Annotated in this window: 16 protein-coding genes; 9 read left to right on the top strand and 7 right to left on the bottom strand. The window is 68.9% G+C overall.

The window, feature by feature from the left end:
- Window positions 1–102: 102 nt before the first annotated feature.
- The 3 genes from ACIPVK_RS04560 to ACIPVK_RS04550 form a co-directional block, all read right to left on the bottom strand.
- Window positions 103–1173, bottom strand: coding sequence for a YgfZ/GcvT domain-containing protein (locus ACIPVK_RS04560; protein ID WP_407610827.1), 1071 nt, complete (start codon window positions 1171–1173; stop codon window positions 103–105).
- Between the two features lie 2 nt (window positions 1174–1175).
- A complete protein-coding gene (locus tag ACIPVK_RS04555; RefSeq protein WP_407610789.1) occupies window positions 1176–1775 on the bottom strand; it encodes an FABP family protein in 600 nt (199 codons plus the stop codon).
- Between the two features lie 226 nt (window positions 1776–2001).
- Window positions 2002–2739: a hypothetical protein gene (locus ACIPVK_RS04550; RefSeq protein ID WP_407610788.1), complete on the bottom strand. Its 738-nt coding sequence runs from the start codon at window positions 2737–2739 to the stop codon at window positions 2002–2004.
- Window positions 2740–2942: 203 nt separating this feature from the next.
- On the opposite strand from ACIPVK_RS04550, the gene ACIPVK_RS04545 reads away from it, so the two are divergent.
- The 5 genes from ACIPVK_RS04545 (at window position 2943) to ACIPVK_RS04525 (ending at window position 8321) form a co-directional block, all read left to right on the top strand.
- Window positions 2943–3641 carry a winged helix-turn-helix domain-containing protein gene (locus ACIPVK_RS04545; protein ID WP_407610787.1) on the top strand — a complete coding sequence of 233 codons (699 nt, stop codon included), beginning with the start codon at window positions 2943–2945 and terminating at the stop codon, window positions 3639–3641.
- Window positions 3642–3666: 25 nt separating this feature from the next.
- A complete protein-coding gene (gene mshD / locus ACIPVK_RS04540) occupies window positions 3667–4644 on the top strand; it encodes a mycothiol synthase (protein WP_407610786.1) in 978 nt (325 codons plus the stop codon).
- 82 nt (window positions 4645–4726) lie between these two features.
- Window positions 4727–6940, top strand: coding sequence for an RNA degradosome polyphosphate kinase (locus ACIPVK_RS04535; protein ID WP_407610785.1), 2214 nt, complete (start codon window positions 4727–4729; stop codon window positions 6938–6940).
- Window positions 6941–6944: 4 nt separating this feature from the next.
- Window positions 6945–7910, top strand: a complete 966-nt coding sequence (locus ACIPVK_RS04530) for an NUDIX hydrolase (protein WP_407610784.1) — start codon at window positions 6945–6947, stop codon at window positions 7908–7910.
- A gap of 87 nt (window positions 7911–7997) precedes the next feature.
- Window positions 7998–8321 (top strand): GNAT family N-acetyltransferase, encoded by a 324-nt coding sequence (locus ACIPVK_RS04525; protein ID WP_407610783.1) that lies wholly within the window; start codon window positions 7998–8000, stop codon window positions 8319–8321.
- 222 nt (window positions 8322–8543) lie between these two features.
- Here the strand turns inward: ACIPVK_RS04525 and ACIPVK_RS04520 are convergent, their stop codons facing one another.
- Window positions 8544–8987, bottom strand: a complete 444-nt coding sequence (locus ACIPVK_RS04520) for a VOC family protein (RefSeq protein WP_407610782.1) — start codon at window positions 8985–8987, stop codon at window positions 8544–8546.
- 333 nt (window positions 8988–9320) lie between these two features.
- Between ACIPVK_RS04520 and ACIPVK_RS04515 the strand changes: the two genes are divergently transcribed.
- The 4 genes from ACIPVK_RS04515 (at window position 9321) to asd (ending at window position 12191) form a co-directional block, all read left to right on the top strand.
- Entirely contained in the window at window positions 9321–10124 is an 804-nt protein-coding gene (locus ACIPVK_RS04515; RefSeq protein ID WP_407610781.1) for a thymidylate synthase, read from the top strand.
- A 59-nt stretch (window positions 10125–10183) separates the two neighbouring features.
- Window positions 10184–10693, top strand: a complete 510-nt coding sequence (locus tag ACIPVK_RS04510; RefSeq protein ID WP_407610826.1) for a dihydrofolate reductase — start codon at window positions 10184–10186, stop codon at window positions 10691–10693.
- A complete protein-coding gene (locus ACIPVK_RS04505) occupies window positions 10690–10923 on the top strand; it encodes an NF038396 family protein (protein ID WP_407610780.1) in 234 nt (77 codons plus the stop codon). Before ACIPVK_RS04510 ends, ACIPVK_RS04505 begins: the two co-directional genes overlap by 4 nt.
- A gap of 149 nt (window positions 10924–11072) precedes the next feature.
- Window positions 11073–12191 (top strand): aspartate-semialdehyde dehydrogenase, encoded by a 1119-nt coding sequence (gene asd, locus ACIPVK_RS04500; protein WP_407610779.1) that lies wholly within the window; start codon window positions 11073–11075, stop codon window positions 12189–12191.
- 139 nt (window positions 12192–12330) lie between these two features.
- Here the strand turns inward: asd and ACIPVK_RS04495 are convergent, their stop codons facing one another.
- The 3 genes from ACIPVK_RS04495 to ACIPVK_RS04485 are packed head-to-tail and all read right to left on the bottom strand — an operon-like array spanning window position 12331 to window position 15748.
- Window positions 12331–13467 carry a winged helix DNA-binding domain-containing protein gene (locus ACIPVK_RS04495; protein ID WP_407610778.1) on the bottom strand — a complete coding sequence of 379 codons (1137 nt, stop codon included), beginning with the start codon at window positions 13465–13467 and terminating at the stop codon, window positions 12331–12333.
- A gap of 18 nt (window positions 13468–13485) precedes the next feature.
- Complete coding sequence (locus tag ACIPVK_RS04490; RefSeq protein WP_407610777.1) at window positions 13486–14562, bottom strand: UDP-N-acetylmuramate dehydrogenase; 1077 nt, start codon at window positions 14560–14562, stop codon at window positions 13486–13488.
- Window positions 14563–14575: 13 nt separating this feature from the next.
- The gene (locus ACIPVK_RS04485; RefSeq protein WP_407610776.1) at window positions 14576–15748 is read right to left on the bottom strand and encodes an MFS transporter; all 1173 of its coding nucleotides are present in this window, start codon (window positions 15746–15748) and stop codon (window positions 14576–14578) included.
- Window positions 15749–15801 lie beyond the last annotated feature (53 nt).

Genomic DNA, 15801 nt, shown 5'->3' with positions numbered 1-15801 from the left:
ACCCCTGCCGGGCGTTTGAAGTGTATGGCCGTTCCCCGCCGTGCCGCGGGTGTTGCACCGAAACGTGGAAGCCACGGATGGGTGGGCCCGTTTCGGCGTTTTCTAGCGCGGAGGGCGGATGAATCCGGTGAAGCGGCCTGCAATCTGCCCGGCCTCGGGAGTCACAATGATCTCCTGCTTCGCGGCATAGCGTTCCTCGCCGTCCACGACCTCCAGCTCGAGTCCCGTGTCGATGTTGCGCTTGACCAGCGCCAGCCCGATGGGGCCCGCCTCGAAATGGGTTGCCACGGAGGTCAGCGAGCCGACGGCCTTCTCCCCCACCATCACCGGGGAGCCGAGGGCCGGCAGGGTGTGCATCGACCCGTCGAGCTGCAGGAACACCAGGCGGCGCGGAGGGCGCCCGACGTTGTGCACGCGGGCCACGGTTTCCTGGCCCTTGTAGCAGCCCTTGTCCAGGTGCACGGCGGTGCGGATCAAGTCCAGTTCGTGCGGAATGGCCTTGTCGTCGGTCTCGAAGCCGAAGCGCGGGCGCCAGGCGGCAATGCGCAGCGCCTCCACGGCGAGCATCCCGGCCAGCGGCAGGTCGGCGACCGCCCCCGCCAGCTCGGCGTCCGGCACGATGTAGAGGAACCAGGGGCGCTCGGCCCCCGGGTGTTCGGGCTCCGAGTAGGCGTAGCCGCCGGTGGTGACGCCCGGCCACGGGTCCACCCACACCGGGTTCTTCGCCAGGGCCGGCTGCGGTGCGCAGGCACCGACGACGGCGAACTCCTCCGAGACGTCGGTGATCTCCACACGCAACATGAAGCGCATGCGCTGCAGGAATGCGGCCAGGGGTTCGGCCTGGCCGGGCTCGACGAGCAGCCAAAGCTTGTCGGCGTCGGCCAGCACGCGGATGTCGAATTCAATGCGCCCCTGCACGCTCAGCAGCAGCGTCTGGGTGCTTTCGCCGGCGCGCAGATCGGTCAGGGCCTGGCTGGAGAGGGTGTTGAGCCAGGAGAGGCGGTCCTCCCCGGACAGCGTGAGAACCCCGAAGTGGGACAGGTCGGCCACCGCGGCACCGGAAAGCAGCCTGTGCTGCTCCTTGTTCGGCTCCCCGTAGTGGGCGGCGACGCCCTCATCGATCCCGGAGGCCGCGACGGCGCCGGGCCTGGACAGTAACGGCGAAAGCGCCATGGTCATCCCTGTTTCTTGAGGGCGGCCGAGGCGTGGGCCTTGAGGTCGTTGCCGCCGGTGGATACATCCCAGCGCCAGTACAAGTCGCCGTTGACCAAGCCGTAGATCCGGGTGGCCGAGGCGTAGTCCTTGGCGTTGGTGCCGCGCATCACCAAGTCGGTGGCCAGCTGGATTTGCGGGCCCTTGATGACGCCGTAATACAGTTCGCAGATCGCCCCGGGGTGCGCGATGTTGGCCTGGATCTTGAACCCGCCCTCGTCCGTGCGCAAGTCTTCAACGTCTTGGGCCGAACGCAGGGCGGGAACAATGTCGCCGGGAGTCATTCCCGGGCCAAGATCGGCGTCCAGCATGGGGCGCTCGAGGGACCAATATCCGGATTCGACCGTGAGCGGGCGCAACTTGTTGCCCTGTTCGTCGGTGATCCAGGTTTCGGACCGGTATTCCAGGAACGGCAGGCCGTTCTGGGTGAAGCTCACACGCTGGAAGAAGAATTCGTCGTCCGCTTCGCCTTCGCCGAGCCGGCCGGTGCCTTCCCACGTACCGATCAGCCACGAGAGCGGCACCAGTTCGGGGGTCAGGTCGGTGGGAATCTCGATTGCCATCGCGTGTGCTTCCTAGTGCTGTTTGTGCTTTACTTCTGGCCCTTGAAGAGGCGCGCAACGACAAGCCCGGCGAAGCCGGCCATGCCCAGGCCCGCCAGGGTCAGCAGCGAGAGGAAGAAGATTTCGAGTCCAAGGTATTCGTTCATGCCACCATCCTAACCGGTTTGGCCGGGCGTCCGGGCCTTTCGTGACGTGGACCGTGGCGTCGCCCATTCGGCCCTCGCCACTAGACGAGCAGCAGCAGGATGTACCAGGTCACCGATCCGCAGACCAGCAACGGAGCCAGCGCCGCGGCAGCCATCTGGGCCGGCCCCTTGGGCCCGCCCAGGGAAACCAGCATGGCCCTCGAGCCGACGACCACCAGGCCGCAGGCCGCGCCAAGCACCAGCGCCGGAACCAGGCTGACGCCGGGGTGCAGCAGGCTCGCGGCCCCGCCGAGCAGCACCGCCAGCACGAAGCCCAGCGGGAAGACCACGCGGTCCGGCAGCCGCAGCACCCCGGGCGCCGCGGCTCCCAGGATGCCAATCCCCGCCACCAGCGCAAGGCCGGGACCTGCCGGTTCGGTCCCCAGCACCGCCCAGCCGGATCCGAAGGAGGCGATGATCATGCCGGTGATGCCCGTGGCGGCGGACTCCAGGCGCTTTTGCGCGTCGGTGCCGCGCACCAACTGGGTGAGGAACATCAGGATGACACCGGCGGCCAGGCTCGGTGCCACCCAGCCGAGTCCCGGGCCGGGACGTGCGAAGAGGCCCAGCAGGGTTGCCCCGGCACCGACCACGAAAATCACCAGCGACACCGGGTTGGGCGAGGGCACCTTCATCAGCCGCGGCCAGCCGACGGCGAAGGCGGCCAGCAGCACCAGGGTGACCCCGAGCACCGGCCAACCCGTCGCGCCGGGCAGCTGGCCGGCCCCGACGACCAGGGCAAGGGCAATCGTTCCTGTGGCCAAAACTTTGAATCTCACAGGTTACATCCTGCCCTATCCCGCCCGGCACCCCGCCGCTTGGGCGGCGGGCGGCGGCGCGTGTTGCGGGCTCGGAAACGTAATGGAAACCCGCGGCAATCTATACTTCATTGTGTAAACACCGGTTCACCGGGGGTTGCGCCGCAAGCGCGGCACCGCCTTCGGGGAATCGGCAACCCAAGCATGTGGGAGGGAAGGCATCGATGGCCGTCATCGCGCTATTGACCAACGCCCCCGGCCCCTCGGCCGACATCCTTCCCTCGCTGGGACTGCTCTCCCACACGGTCCGCGTGATGCCCGCCCAGGGCTCCGCGCTGCTGGCCACCGAGGGTTCCGAGGTGGTGCTGGTCGACGGCCGCAAGGACCTGGCCGCCTCGCGCACCCTGTGCCAGTTGCTGCGCACCACCGGCATCGCCTGCCCGCTGCTGCTGGTGCTCACCGAGGGCGGGATGGCGGCGATCTCCGCGTCCTGGCAGGTCGACGACGTGGTCCTCGACACCGCCGGCCCCGCCGAGGTCGAAGCGCGGCTGCGCCTGGCCCTCGCCCGCTCGGCCCCCGACGAAGGATCCGCCGGCGCGCCGATCCGCGCCGCGGGCGTGCTGATCGACGAGGCCAGCTACACCGCCAAGGTCCATGGCACCCCGCTGAACCTGACCTACAAGGAATTCGAGCTGCTCAAGTACCTGGCGCAGCACCCGGGCCGGGTCTTCACCCGCGAGCAGCTGCTGCACGAGGTCTGGGGCTACGACTACTACGGAGGCACCCGGACCGTGGACGTGCACGTGCGCCGGTTGCGCGCCAAGCTGGGCACCGACCACGAGACGCTCATCGGCACGGTCCGCAACGTCGGCTACCGTTTCGCCTCGCAACGCCACGAAAACCCCGAGGTCGTCGACGCCTAGGCGCCGCTGAGGCTATCTTAGGGATATGAACGCTGCGACGAATCCCGAAGTCACCATCGACATGCTTGCCGGCGAGCCGGCCCCCGGAGTGCTCTCCGCGTTGCACCTGCTGGTGGCGGCCGGGGAGGAAGCCGACGGCAACCCGCCGCTGAGCGAACAAACCCTGCTCGACCTGCGCACCGCCTCGGCTTCCGGGCACCTGTTGGGCGCCTACGCCTACCTCGACGAGGGCACCGGCACCTCCTCCGGCGAACTGGTGGGCGCGGCAATCGCGGTCCTCGGCGACGCCGACGCGCCGGGCACCCTGGAAATGGTGGTGCACCCCGCGTTCCGGGACTCGGGCATCGCCGGCGCGCTGCTCACGGCCCTGGCCGGGCGGACCGACCTGGGCAGGCTGCGGGCCTGGGCCCACGGGAACCACGAGGCGGCGGCCAAGCTGGCCGAGCACTTCGGGTTCGCCCCGATGCGCGAGTTGTGGCGCATGCGCATGGTCACCGGCACGCAGGTCCCGGCCCCGGTGGTGCCCAATGGCATCTCCATCCGGGCCTTCGACCCGGCCAGCGACGGCCCAGGCTGGGTCGCCGCGAACGCCGCGGCCTTCGCGCACCACCCCGAACAGGGCGCGCTGACCCTCGAGGACCTTGCCGCGCGCATGGAGGAGGACTGGTTCGACCCCGCAGGCTTCCTGCTGGCGGTGGACGAAGCGGGCAGCATCCTGGGCTTCCACTGGACCAAGGTGCACCCCGCGGTCTCCTCCCCCACCACCGGGGAACACCAGGCCATCGGCGAGATCTACGTGGTGGGCGTGGTCCCCGAGGCGCAGGGCACGGGCCTGGGCAAGGTGCTCACCCTGGCCGGCATCGACTACCTCAACTCCCTGGGGCTGGACGCGCTGATGCTCTACGTGGATGCCGACAACACCGCCGCGGTCTCGCTCTACCGGAAGCTCGGCTTCACCAAGTGGGATGTCGACGTCATGTACGCACCGGTTTCGGTAAGGTAGTTATCGACGCAACGCCGCGCGCCCCGACGGTCTTGCCGCGGGGCAAGAGACCTCCACCTCATCCACGCTAGGGGCAACAGCCATGGATCCGTACCCAGTCACCTCCGCGTTGGGCATCACCGATGTCCCGGCGGCCCGGGCCACCCAGGACCGGATCGAGCTGCCCGACTTCGAGCCCTCGCCGCTGCCCGACGGCGACTTCGCCGACGACCGCTTCCTGGACCGCGAGCTGAGCTGGCTGCACTTCAACGCCCGCGTGCTGGAACTGGCCGAGGACCCGGAAACGCACCTGCTGGAGCGGGTCAACTTCCTCTCGATCTTCTCCTCGAACCTGGACGAGTTCTTCATGGTGCGCGTCGCCGGCCTCAAGCGCCGCATCGCCACCGGCCTGGCGGTGCCCTCCGCGACCGGGCTGAGCCCCATCGACCAGCTGGAAATGCTTCTGTCCGACGCGCACGCCCTGCAGCTGCGCCACGCGAAGGTCTTCGCCGAGCAGGTGCGTCCCGCCCTGGAAAAAGAGCAGCTCCTGCTGGTGGGCTGGCACGAGCTCGACGAGCGGGCCCGCGAGGAACTGCGCCGGTGGTTCATCGACCAGGTCTTCCCGATCCTCACCCCGCTGGCCGTGGACCCCGCCCACCCCTTCCCCTACATCTCCGGGCTCTCGCTGAACCTGGCCGTGGTGGTCCGCAACCCGGTCACCGGCAAGGAGCTCTTTGCCCGGCTGAAGGTGCCCGACGTGATGGCCCGGCTGATCTCCGTGGACGGCCCGCGCGCCGGCAACTCCGCGGGCAGGGTCGCGCGCTTCATCACGCTCGAGGACGTGATCGCGGTGCACCTGGAGCACCTGTTCCCGGGCATGGACATCGTCGAGCACCACTTCTTCCGCGTCACCCGCAACGAGGACCTCGAGGTCGAGGAGGACGACGCGGAGAACCTGCTCCAGGCCCTGGAGAAGGAGCTGCTGCGCCGCCGCTTCGGTCCCCCGGTGCGCCTGGAGGTCGTCGACGACATCAGCCCGAACATCCTGGCCCTGCTGGTGCGCGAACTGGGCATCGAGGAGGACGAGGTCTTCGCGCTTCCCGCGCCGCTGGATTTGCGCGGGCTCGGCGTGATCGCGAACATCGACCGCTCGGACCTGCACTACCCCAAGCAGCTGGCCCACACCTCGCGCTTCCTCAACGAGTCGGAGACCTCCAAGGCGGCCAACGTGTTTGCCGCGATGCGCCGCCGCGACATCCTGCTGCACCACCCCTACGACTCCTTCTCCACGTCCGTCCAGGCGTTCCTGGAGCAGGCCGCGGCCGATCCCAAGGTCATGGCCATCAAGCAGACGCTCTACCGCACCAGTGGCGACTCGCCGATCGTGGACGCGCTCATCGACGCCGCCGAGGCCGGCAAGCAGGTCCTGGCGCTGGTGGAAATCAAGGCCAGGTTCGACGAGCAGGCCAACATCTCCTGGGCGCGGAAGCTCGAGCAGGCCGGCGTGCACGTGGTCTACGGGATCGTGGGCCTGAAGACCCACTCCAAGCTCTCCCTGGTGATCCGCCGCGAGGGCGACAAGCTGCGCCGCTACTGCCACATCGGCACCGGAAACTACCACCCGCGCACCGCCCGCTACTACGAGGACCTGGGCCTGCTGACCTCCGACGACGCCGTGGGCGAGGACCTCTCGCGGCTGTTCAACCAGCTCTCGGGCTACGCCCCGCGCTCCACGTTCCGGCGCCTGCTGGTGGCCCCGCGCTCGCTGCGTTCGGGCCTGATCGACAAGATCGAGTCGGAGATCGCCAACCGCAAGGCCGGGCTGGCCGCGCGCGTGGTCATCAAGGTCAACTCGATGGTCGACGAAGCCATCATCGACGCGCTCTACCGCGCCTCGCAGGCCGGGGTGCAGGTCGACGTGGTGGTCCGCGGGATCTGCGCGCTGCGCCCGGGGGTTCCGGGGCTGAGCGAAAACATCAGGGTGCGCTCGATCCTGGGCCGCTTCCTGGAACACAGCCGCGTGTTCATGTTCTCCAACGCCGGGGAACCGATCGTCTACATCGGCTCGGCCGACATGATGCACCGCAACCTGGACCGCCGGGTCGAGGCGCTGGTGTCGCTGAGCAGCCGCGAGGACATCACCGAGCTCGTGGCGCTGCTTGACCGCTACATGGATCCGCGCACCGCCAGCTGGCACCTCGACGCCGACGGCGAATGGACCCGGCACCACAAGGACGAGGACGGCAAGCCACTGGCCGACATCCAGTCCTGGCTGATCGATTCCCGTGCCCGCCAGCGCACCGTGGTCAGGCGCTAGCGGCGTGCATTTCGTGCGATCAAGCGATTCCGCCGGGATTCGCGAAGGAAAATTTGCGGTGCTGGCCGCCGGGGCCCTGGTCTGGCGCGTCAACGGCGCCGGGCTCGAGGTGCTGATGATCCACCGCGACCGCTATGACGACTGGTCCTGGCCCAAGGGCAAGCTCGACGACGGGGAGACCATGCCGGAGTGCGCCACCCGGGAGGTCTTCGAGGAGGTCGGGCTGGATGTCGAGCTGGGCATCCCGCTGCCGGCCATGACCTACCAGGTGGGCTCCGGCCAAAAGGTCGTCTACTACTGGGCGGCCAAGGCACCGAACACCCCGGCGGTCCCCGACGGCAAGGAAACCGACGCGGTGCGCTGGGTCACGCCGAAGGTTGCCCGGTCGTGGATCACCAACCCGGGAGACCTGGAGCCCCTTGCAGCCCTGGTTGCCGCGCACCGGGACGGGTTGCTGGAGACGCGCCCCTTCGTGGTGGTGCGACATGCCAAGGCGAAGCCGCGCTCCAACTGGACCCGCGAGGAAGGCAAGCGGCCGCTGGCCGCCACGGGCCAGCGGCAGGCGCTGGCAGTGGCCCGGCTGCTGGGTTCCTGGCGCCCGGCCAAGGTTGCCTCCAGCCCCTGGACGCGCTGCGTGCAGACGGTTGCGCCCTACCTGACGGAGCGCCACCTCACCGTCAAGCTGCTCGGTTCCGTCACCGAGCACGCCGCCACGCGCCGCCCGGAGAAGGCGCAGCGCACCGTGGCCAAGCTGCTGGACAGGCGCCGGTCCCAGGCGCTGTGCACGCACCGCCCGGTGCTGCCGCTGGTGCTCGCCGAACTGCGTGCGCGCATGAATGGCGCGCTGACGCCCTTCCTTCCCGCCGAGGACCCGTTCCTGCGACCCGGCGCCGTCATCGTGGTCCATCAACCGGTCTCTGGCAAGGGAACACTGGTCTCGGTGGAAGTTTACGACGCGTTTGAGGACTAGGGCGCACCCTTCACGGTAGTCTCGTAAGTAGGCGCCCGTTTGGCGCGGCGCCCGGTATGGTTTTCCGGCTTTGCTAAGGAGCGCATCATGACCCAACAGGATCACGGCACCACCCAGGAAAAGATTGTGCACCAGGGGCTGCGGTTGGACCACGATGCCGACCGGGGCCGCTACGGGCTATGGCACGGGGCCACCTATGTGGGCTTCCTGGGCTACCGGGTCGACGGCGAGACCGCAACGCTGCAGCACACCATCATCAACGAGGAATACGGCCGCCGCGGCTTTGCCCGGGCGCTGGTCACGCTGGTGCTCGAACAGATGCGCGAGCGCGGGCTGAAAATCATTCCCGAGTGCACCTACGTGCAGGACTACCTGCGACGCTACCCGGAATACAACGACCTGCTGGCCTGAGGCCGGCGCGGCCACCGGGCAACGATTCGGCACGGCGAACCTGTGGGACAACCCGGACGGCACCAACTCCGACGAGTACAGCGACTCCGCGCCTTCCACCATGCTCATACACGCCGCGGACCCCGGCCTGTGGCTGGGGCTGGGGCTTGCAGCATCCGGATCTCTGCCTTGTTGCGTGTCGGAGCGAAAGTCGAATGTAACGTCTAAGTCGATCGAGTCGATTCAGGTGTCGGTCTTCTTCAGTTCCTCTGCGAGCATCACGAGGATTCCGCTGGGGCCACGGAGGTACGTGAGTTTATAGACGTCCTGATAGTTCGCCACACCGCGTAGCGGATAACATCCGTGCTTTGCGGCTACCTCGAGTGACTTGTCTATGTCGTCTACCGAGAAGGCCACGCGGTGCATGCCGATGTCGTTGGGACGAGTCGGGTTCGACTCGATCGCTTCGGGATGGATGTATTCGAAAAGTTCGAGTCGACCATGACCGTCCGGGGTCTGGAGCATCGCGATGTTGGCGTGGTTTCCGTCAAGGCCGACGGCGGTGTCGGTCCATTCGCCGCTGACCGTGTCGCGCCCGATGACCGTCAGGCCGAGATCGGTGAAAAAGGCGATTGCCTCTTCAAGGTCGCGAACGGCAATTCCGACGTTCTCAAGTTTGATGGCCATGCGTTGAAAGCTACCAAAGCTGCGGGACCGGCACCAGAGGCGAAGCTCGACCGGCTGCCCGGTGGCCGATCGTGTTAGGCGGCCGAAGCCGTGGCAAGTCGTCTTGGAGCGGTCATCTTGGAGCGGTCGACGCGAAATCGGAATTGGTCGACCTTGGATGAGACGGAACGCCCACCCCACGCCGACGCGCCCGCGAGCCGGGAATCACATCAAGGCTCCGGCCCGCGGGCGGACGCCGGTTCAAACCGGTCCCGGCACGTTGCGAGCCCCTTTGGGAGCCTATTGGGTACCGGCGTCCGCTGCACTTCTCCCGCCACCGTCTAGACTGGACCAGTGACGATTCCAACCCCTTACGAGGACCTGCTCCGCGACGTACTAGCCCACGGCACCGCCAAGGGTGATCGCACCGGCACCGGAACCTCCAGTGTTTTTGGCCGCCAGATGCGCTTCGACCTGTCGGATTCCTTCCCGCTGATCACCACCAAGCGCGTCCACTTCAAGTCGGTGGCCGTGGAGCTGCTCTGGTTCCTGCGCGGGGACTCCAACACCTCCTACCTGCGCGAAAACGGCGTGAAGATCTGGGACGAATGGGCAGATGACAATGGCGAGCTGGGCCCGGTCTACGGCGTCCAGTGGCGCTCCTGGCCGACCGCGGACGGGCGCCACATCGACCAGATCACCCAGGTCATGGACTCGCTGCGCGCCAACCCGGATTCGCGCCGGCACATCGTCTCGGCCTGGAACGTCGCCGAGATCGAGAACATGGCGCTGCCGCCCTGCCACGCGTTCTTCCAGTTCTACGTGGCGGACGGCAAGCTTTCCTGCCAGCTCTACCAGCGCAGCGCCGACATGTTCCTGGGCGTCCCGTTCAACATCGCCTCCTACGCGCTGCTCACCTGCATGATGGCCGACCAGCTCGGCCTTCAACCCGGCGAGTTCGTGTGGACCGGCGGGGACACCCACATCTACGACAACCACGTCGCGCAGGTCACCGAGCAGCTCTCCCGCGAGCCTTACCCATACCCGCGCCTGCGCATCACGCGCACCCCCGATTCCATCTTCGATTACACGCTGGAAGACTTCGTGATCGAGGACTACCAACACCACCCGACGATTAAGGCCCCCATCGCCGTATGAGCAATTCCAACCAGAGCGCCGGACACCGCGCCGAAACCACCGCCCCCGAACGCATCGGCATGATCTGGGCCGAGGCCGCGGACCGCGTCATCGGCGCCAACGGCACCATGCCGTGGTCCCTGCCCGAGGACCTGGCGCACTTCAAGGCCACCACCAACGGCCACCCGGTGATCATGGGACGCAAGACCTGGGAATCATTCCCGGAGAAGTTCCGCCCGCTGCCCGGACGCACCAACATCGTGATCACCCGCGATGTCGCACGCCACGCCACGCTGCGCAGCGCCGGAGCGGTGCCCGTCGCCACCACCGCGGAAGCCCTCAAGGCCGCCCGCGCGGCCGAGGGCGCGCAGGAAATCTGGATCATCGGCGGCGGCGAGATCTACTCGATGTTCGCCGGCCAGGCCCACCTCGCGGTCAAGACCGTCATCAACGCCTCCCCGAAGGGCGACACCCGTGCCCCGGCCCTGGATGGTGGCTGGAGCAAGTCGCTTTCGGAGCCGGATTCCGGCTGGCTCACCGCGGCCAACGGCACCCAGTACCGCGTCGAGGCGTGGGAGAAGAAGGCATGAAGGAAGCCTTCAAGGCGCTGAAGACCAGCCCCGAGGGACTCTTCGTGCTCGGCTACATGCTCTTCCCGCTCTTCGCATTGATCTTCGCCGGACTGGGCCTCTTCATGGTCCTCACCGGCTCGAAGATCATGGGCCTGGTGCTGCTGCTGGTCTTCACCCAGGTCTTCGCCTTCGGCTCGTTGAAGCTGGTGGGCATGCGCAAGGCCCTGCTGGCGGACGACGGCAAATAGCACGACCGGATCCCCGCGCGATGCGCGGGTGCGGCGCCCCTTCACGGACCTGGTCCGTGCAAGGGGCGCTTGGCGTTTGGGGCCGCACCGTTTGGCCGCGGCGCGTAACCGAATCCCCGTGCGGGCCCCGAACCCCTTAAGCTGGATGCATGACTTCTTCCGTTGGCTTTGTCGGTTACCGCGGCATGGTCGGCTCCGTCCTGATGCAACGCATGCAGGACGAAGGCGACTTCGCGAACCTCGACCCCGTGTTCTTCTCCACCTCCAATGCAGGCGGCTCCGCCCCGGCCTTCGCCGAGGGTGCACCCGCACTGCAGGACGCCTACGATCTTGACACCCTGGCCAAGCTGCCGATCATTGTCACCGCCCAGGGCGGGGACTACACCTCCGCGGTCCACGGGGACCTGCGCAAGCGCGGCTGGGACGGCCTGTGGATCGATGCCGCCTCCACGCTGCGCATGAACGACGACTCGGTGATCGTTCTGGACCCGATCAACCGCAACGTGATCGACAAGTCGCTGGGCAACGGCACCAAGGACTTCGTGGGCGGCAACTGCACCGTCTCCTGCATGCTCATGGGCCTGGGCGGGCTGTTCACCAACGGCCTGGTCGAATGGGGCACCTCGATGACCTACCAGGCGGCCTCCGGCGGCGGCGCCCGGCACATGCGCGAGCTGCTGACCCAGTTCGGCGACATCAACAACCACGTCGCCTCCGAGCTTGACGACCCGGCCTCCGCGATCCTCGAGATCGACCGCAAGGTCCTCGCCGCACAGCGCGGCGGCCTGGACGCCACCCAGTTCGGCGTGCCGCTGGCCGGCTCGCTGATCCCGTGGATCGATGCCGATCTGGGCAACGGCCAGTCCAAGGAAGAGTGGAAGGCCGGGGTCGAGACCAACAAGATCCTGGGCAACACCGAGGCCAACAAGGTCGTCGTGGACGGCTTGTGCGTCCGCATCGGCGCCATGCGCTCGCACTCCCAGGCGCTGACCCTCAAGCTCACCGAGGACCTGCCGGTTTCCGAGATCGAGTCGCTGCTGGCCGCAGACAACGAGTGGGCCAAGGTGGTTCCGAACACCAAGGAAGCCACCGTCGACGCGCTGACCCCGGTCGCAGCCTCGGGCACCCTGGACATCCCGGTGGGACGCATCCGCAAGCTCGAAATGGGACCGAACTACATCTCCGCGTTCACCGTGGGCGACCAGTTGCTCTGGGGTGCCGCCGAGCCGCTGCGCCGCATGCTGGCCATCGCACAGGGCCGCCTCTAACCCGGGCACCCGCCCTCGGTCCGAAGGCCCACGGCCGGTCGTTGCCCCCTTACCCCGTTGCGGGGGCGGGGGGGCGGCGGCCGGCTTTTTCGTGCCCACCGGGCGGTCCCCGGGGCGCGGACGCATGGCCGCGGCCGGATCAGCCGTTCCTGAACCGCAGGTATTCCTCGATGCGGGCGGCGATCTGCCGGGCGCGGCCTTCCCCGGGCTCCGGCCCGAAGGGAACGAAGCGCCCCGCACGGGCCGTGCCCGCACCGGCAAGCTCCCACGTGCCGACGATCTGCCCGCCGGCGGCCACGGTGCGCAGGAAGATCCCGTTCTTTCCCGGCGTCACCACCTGCGAGTGTTCCTCCGGCAGGGCCACCGAGCGGTCCCGGTAGCCGAGCAGGAACTCGTCGAACCCGGGCAGCGCGAGAACGCTGCGTGCCCCCGGCGGTTGCTCCCAGCGCTCCCGGTGCTGATCGGCAAAAAGGTAGGTGGTCCCGCCCAGTTCCGTGCTGCCCAGCACCGGGTCCAGCGCCGCCACGGCGGCACGCACCGGGGTCAGGGGCAGGCCGAGCCACCACGCGCAGTCGGCGACGGTCGCGGGGCCGTGGGATTCGAAGTATCCGCGCACCAGCGTGGCCAGCGCCTCGCCGGCGTCGGGAGGCTGCCCGCCGTCCGGAAGCCAGGACCCGGCGGCCATGAACAGCTGCCGGGTCTCGCTTCCCGGCTCCATGGGGCCCTGGACGATGACCCCGCGCAGGCTCACGGCCACGATCAGGTGGTAGCCGCGTTGCCCCTCGATGCTCGATCCGGAATCCTCGAAGGCCCTGAGCAATTCGGCGCGCGTGGCGCCGGTCCCTGCGCAGCGCTCACGGGCCACTTCTGCCAGGCGCTTTATTTCGGCCTCGGTGATGTCTTCCTGCGCCCGGGTGCCGGCCATCTTGGCGTTCATCCGCTGCGCGGTCACGGCCAGCAGCGCACCGTGCAGCCGCGGATCGATGAGCATCAGCGTGCCGCGGGCGCCCCAACAGCGGATGACGGACCCGTCGGCCAGGGCCGCATGGATCGCACCGAGCCCGGCGCCGGGCAGGCGGACCCCCACGCCCCAGCAGGCCTGGGGCAGGTCCTGGGCCTGCATCATGCCCAGCGCGGCGACCACGTCCGCGGGCGTGGCCGCCGGGACCGGAAGGGTCGCGGCCGGGATCCTGGGCAGCAGCCCCTGCGCGGCCAGGCGCAGGCGCGCCACGGCGTTGCGTTGCGTGCTGGTGAGGGCTGCCGGGATCAAGGCCATGGTGTTCCCAAGGATTCCCTACAGGGCGCAGCCGATCAAGAGGGGTTCGTTGTGCAGTTCGATGCCGAAGCGGTCCAGGACCCCTGCCCGCACGGCGCGGGCGATGGCCAGGATGTCGGCGCTGGATGCGTCCCCGCGGTTGGTGATGGCCAGCGTGTGCTTGGTGGACAGGGCCGCCCGCCCGCCGGCGACCGACTCCCCCGGGGTGCCGGGAAGCCCGTAGCCCTTGGCGAACCCCGCCTTGTCGATCAGCCACGCCGCCGAGAGCTTGACCATCCCCGGGGTGTCCACCGGGAAGTTCGGGGCGCCTTCCGGCAGCACCTCCAGCACGGAGGCGGGCACGACCGGGTTGGTGAAGAAGGAACCGGTGGAGTAGGTGTCGCGGTCCTCTTTGTCCAGCACCATGCCCTTGGAGGCACGCAATTCAAGCACCTTGGCGCGCACCGCCGCGGCGTCGGCGCGCTCGCCCGCGGCCACGCCGAGGGTGCGGGCCAGCTCCGCGTAGCGGATCGGCGCGGAGTCGTCCCGGCGTTCCAGCGCGAAGGACACCGAGAGCACCACGAACGCGGGCGAGCCGTTGACGGTGGTGCGCTTGAGCAGCGAGTCGCGGTAGCCGAAGCCCAGCGCTGCGTTGTCGAAGTCGGTGGTTTTCCCGGTCGCGCGCTCGTAGACCGTGGCCCCGAGCAGCGTGTGGGCGACCTCGGAGCCGTAGGCGCCGACGTTTTGCACCGGGGTGGCCCCGGCGGAACCGGGAATCCCGGACAGGGCCTCGAGTCCCGAGAGCCCTGCGGCCAGGGTCTGGGCGACGGCGTCGTCCCACGGGTGCCCTGCGGCGATGTCCACGCGCACGCGCCCGTCGGGAAGCGCGTCGCCGATCGCCACGCCCTCGGTGGCGATCTGCAGCACCGTGCCGGGGTACCCGGCGTCGTCGATGACCAAGTTGGAGCCCCCGGCCAGGATCAGCAGGTCCTCCCCTGCGTCCTGCGCCGCGGCCACGGCGGCCACGATGCCCGCCTTTGTGCTCGCGCGCACGAAGCCGGCGGCGGGGCCGCCAACGCCGGTGGTGGTCAGGGGTGCCAGCAGGTGGGTGTTCACGGTGGTTTGCGCCTTAGGGTTCGGTGGTGGTGGTTGCGGGTGCCGCCACGGCGGCGGCCCTGCGGGGACCGGCGGCCGGGGCCAGGAAGAAGGAAATGACCACGAGGATGCCCACGTAGCCCAGGGCGTGCAGCAGCCCGACACGGTCCGCCAGCAGGCCCAACAGCGGAGGCCCGCCCAGGAAGGCGCCGTAGCCGATGGTGGAGACCACCGAGACCCGGGCGGCGGCGCGCATCGGGTCATCCGACGCAGCTGTCATCGCCACCGGGAAGCTCAGCGCCACCCCCAGGCCCCAGAAGACCAGGGCCGCGAAGGCAGTGTGCAGCGAAGGGCCGAAGACGAAGAGCAGCAGGCCGGCCAGGGTGGAAGCCGCGGAGATCCGGATGACCACCACGCGCCCGAGCCGGGCCAGGACCAGCCCGCCGCCGAGCCGGGCCAGGGTCATCGCGGCGACGAAGACCCCGTAGCCGATGGCACCCACGGAGTTGATGGCCCCGTAGCCGTCGGACAGGGCCAGGGCTACCCAGTCCCCCGCCGCGCCCTCGGCCAGCGCCATGCCGAGGACCAGCACGCCGAGCACCAGCGTGCGCGGTTCGCGCCAGGCGTCGGCCAGCAGCGACTTGTTGGAGTGCCCGCTGCCGGCGTTTGAGGCGTCGGGCCTAAAGGCCCTGGTGCCGGTGAAGATGATGGCCAGCACGGCCGCGGACATGGCCGCGAAGTGCCAGGAAATGGACAAATGCAGCGCCGCGCCCAGTGCCCCGGCCGCTGCGCCCAGCACCGTGCCCACGGAGAAGAAGCCGTGCAGCACCGGCATGATCGGCACGCCCAGGGCCCGTTCCATGGCGGCGCCCTGCACGTTGGAGGACACGTTCCAGGCGGCGTTGCCCGCGCCCAGGAGTCCCAGTGCCGTCCCGGTGAGCACCAGCGAGTGGAACCCGGCCGCCGCGACGCCCACCAGGGCCAGCGCCACGGCGGTCAGTGACGCGGCCAGCACCAGGGTCCGCTTGGATCCCAGTCGCATGACCACGAACCCGGAGACCGAGACCGAGGCGAAGGAGCCGGCCGTCATGCACAGCAGCAGCAGGCCCACCTCCCCGTGGCTCAGCCCCAGCGCGTCGCGCACCGAGGGCAGCCGGGAGACCAGCGTGGCCAGCATCAGCCCGGAGGCCAGGTACAGCGCCAGCACGCCGTTGCGCCAGGGCCGGACCTCGGGGTTGCCCCGACGCCCGGCGGGGGCGG

This window comes from Paeniglutamicibacter sp. MACA_103, from assembly GCF_045798555.1.
Lineage (GTDB): Bacteria > Actinomycetota > Actinomycetes > Actinomycetales > Micrococcaceae > Paeniglutamicibacter.
Note: the sequence above shows the minus strand (reverse complement) of the source record. Positions and strands in the feature narration are given on the sequence as shown.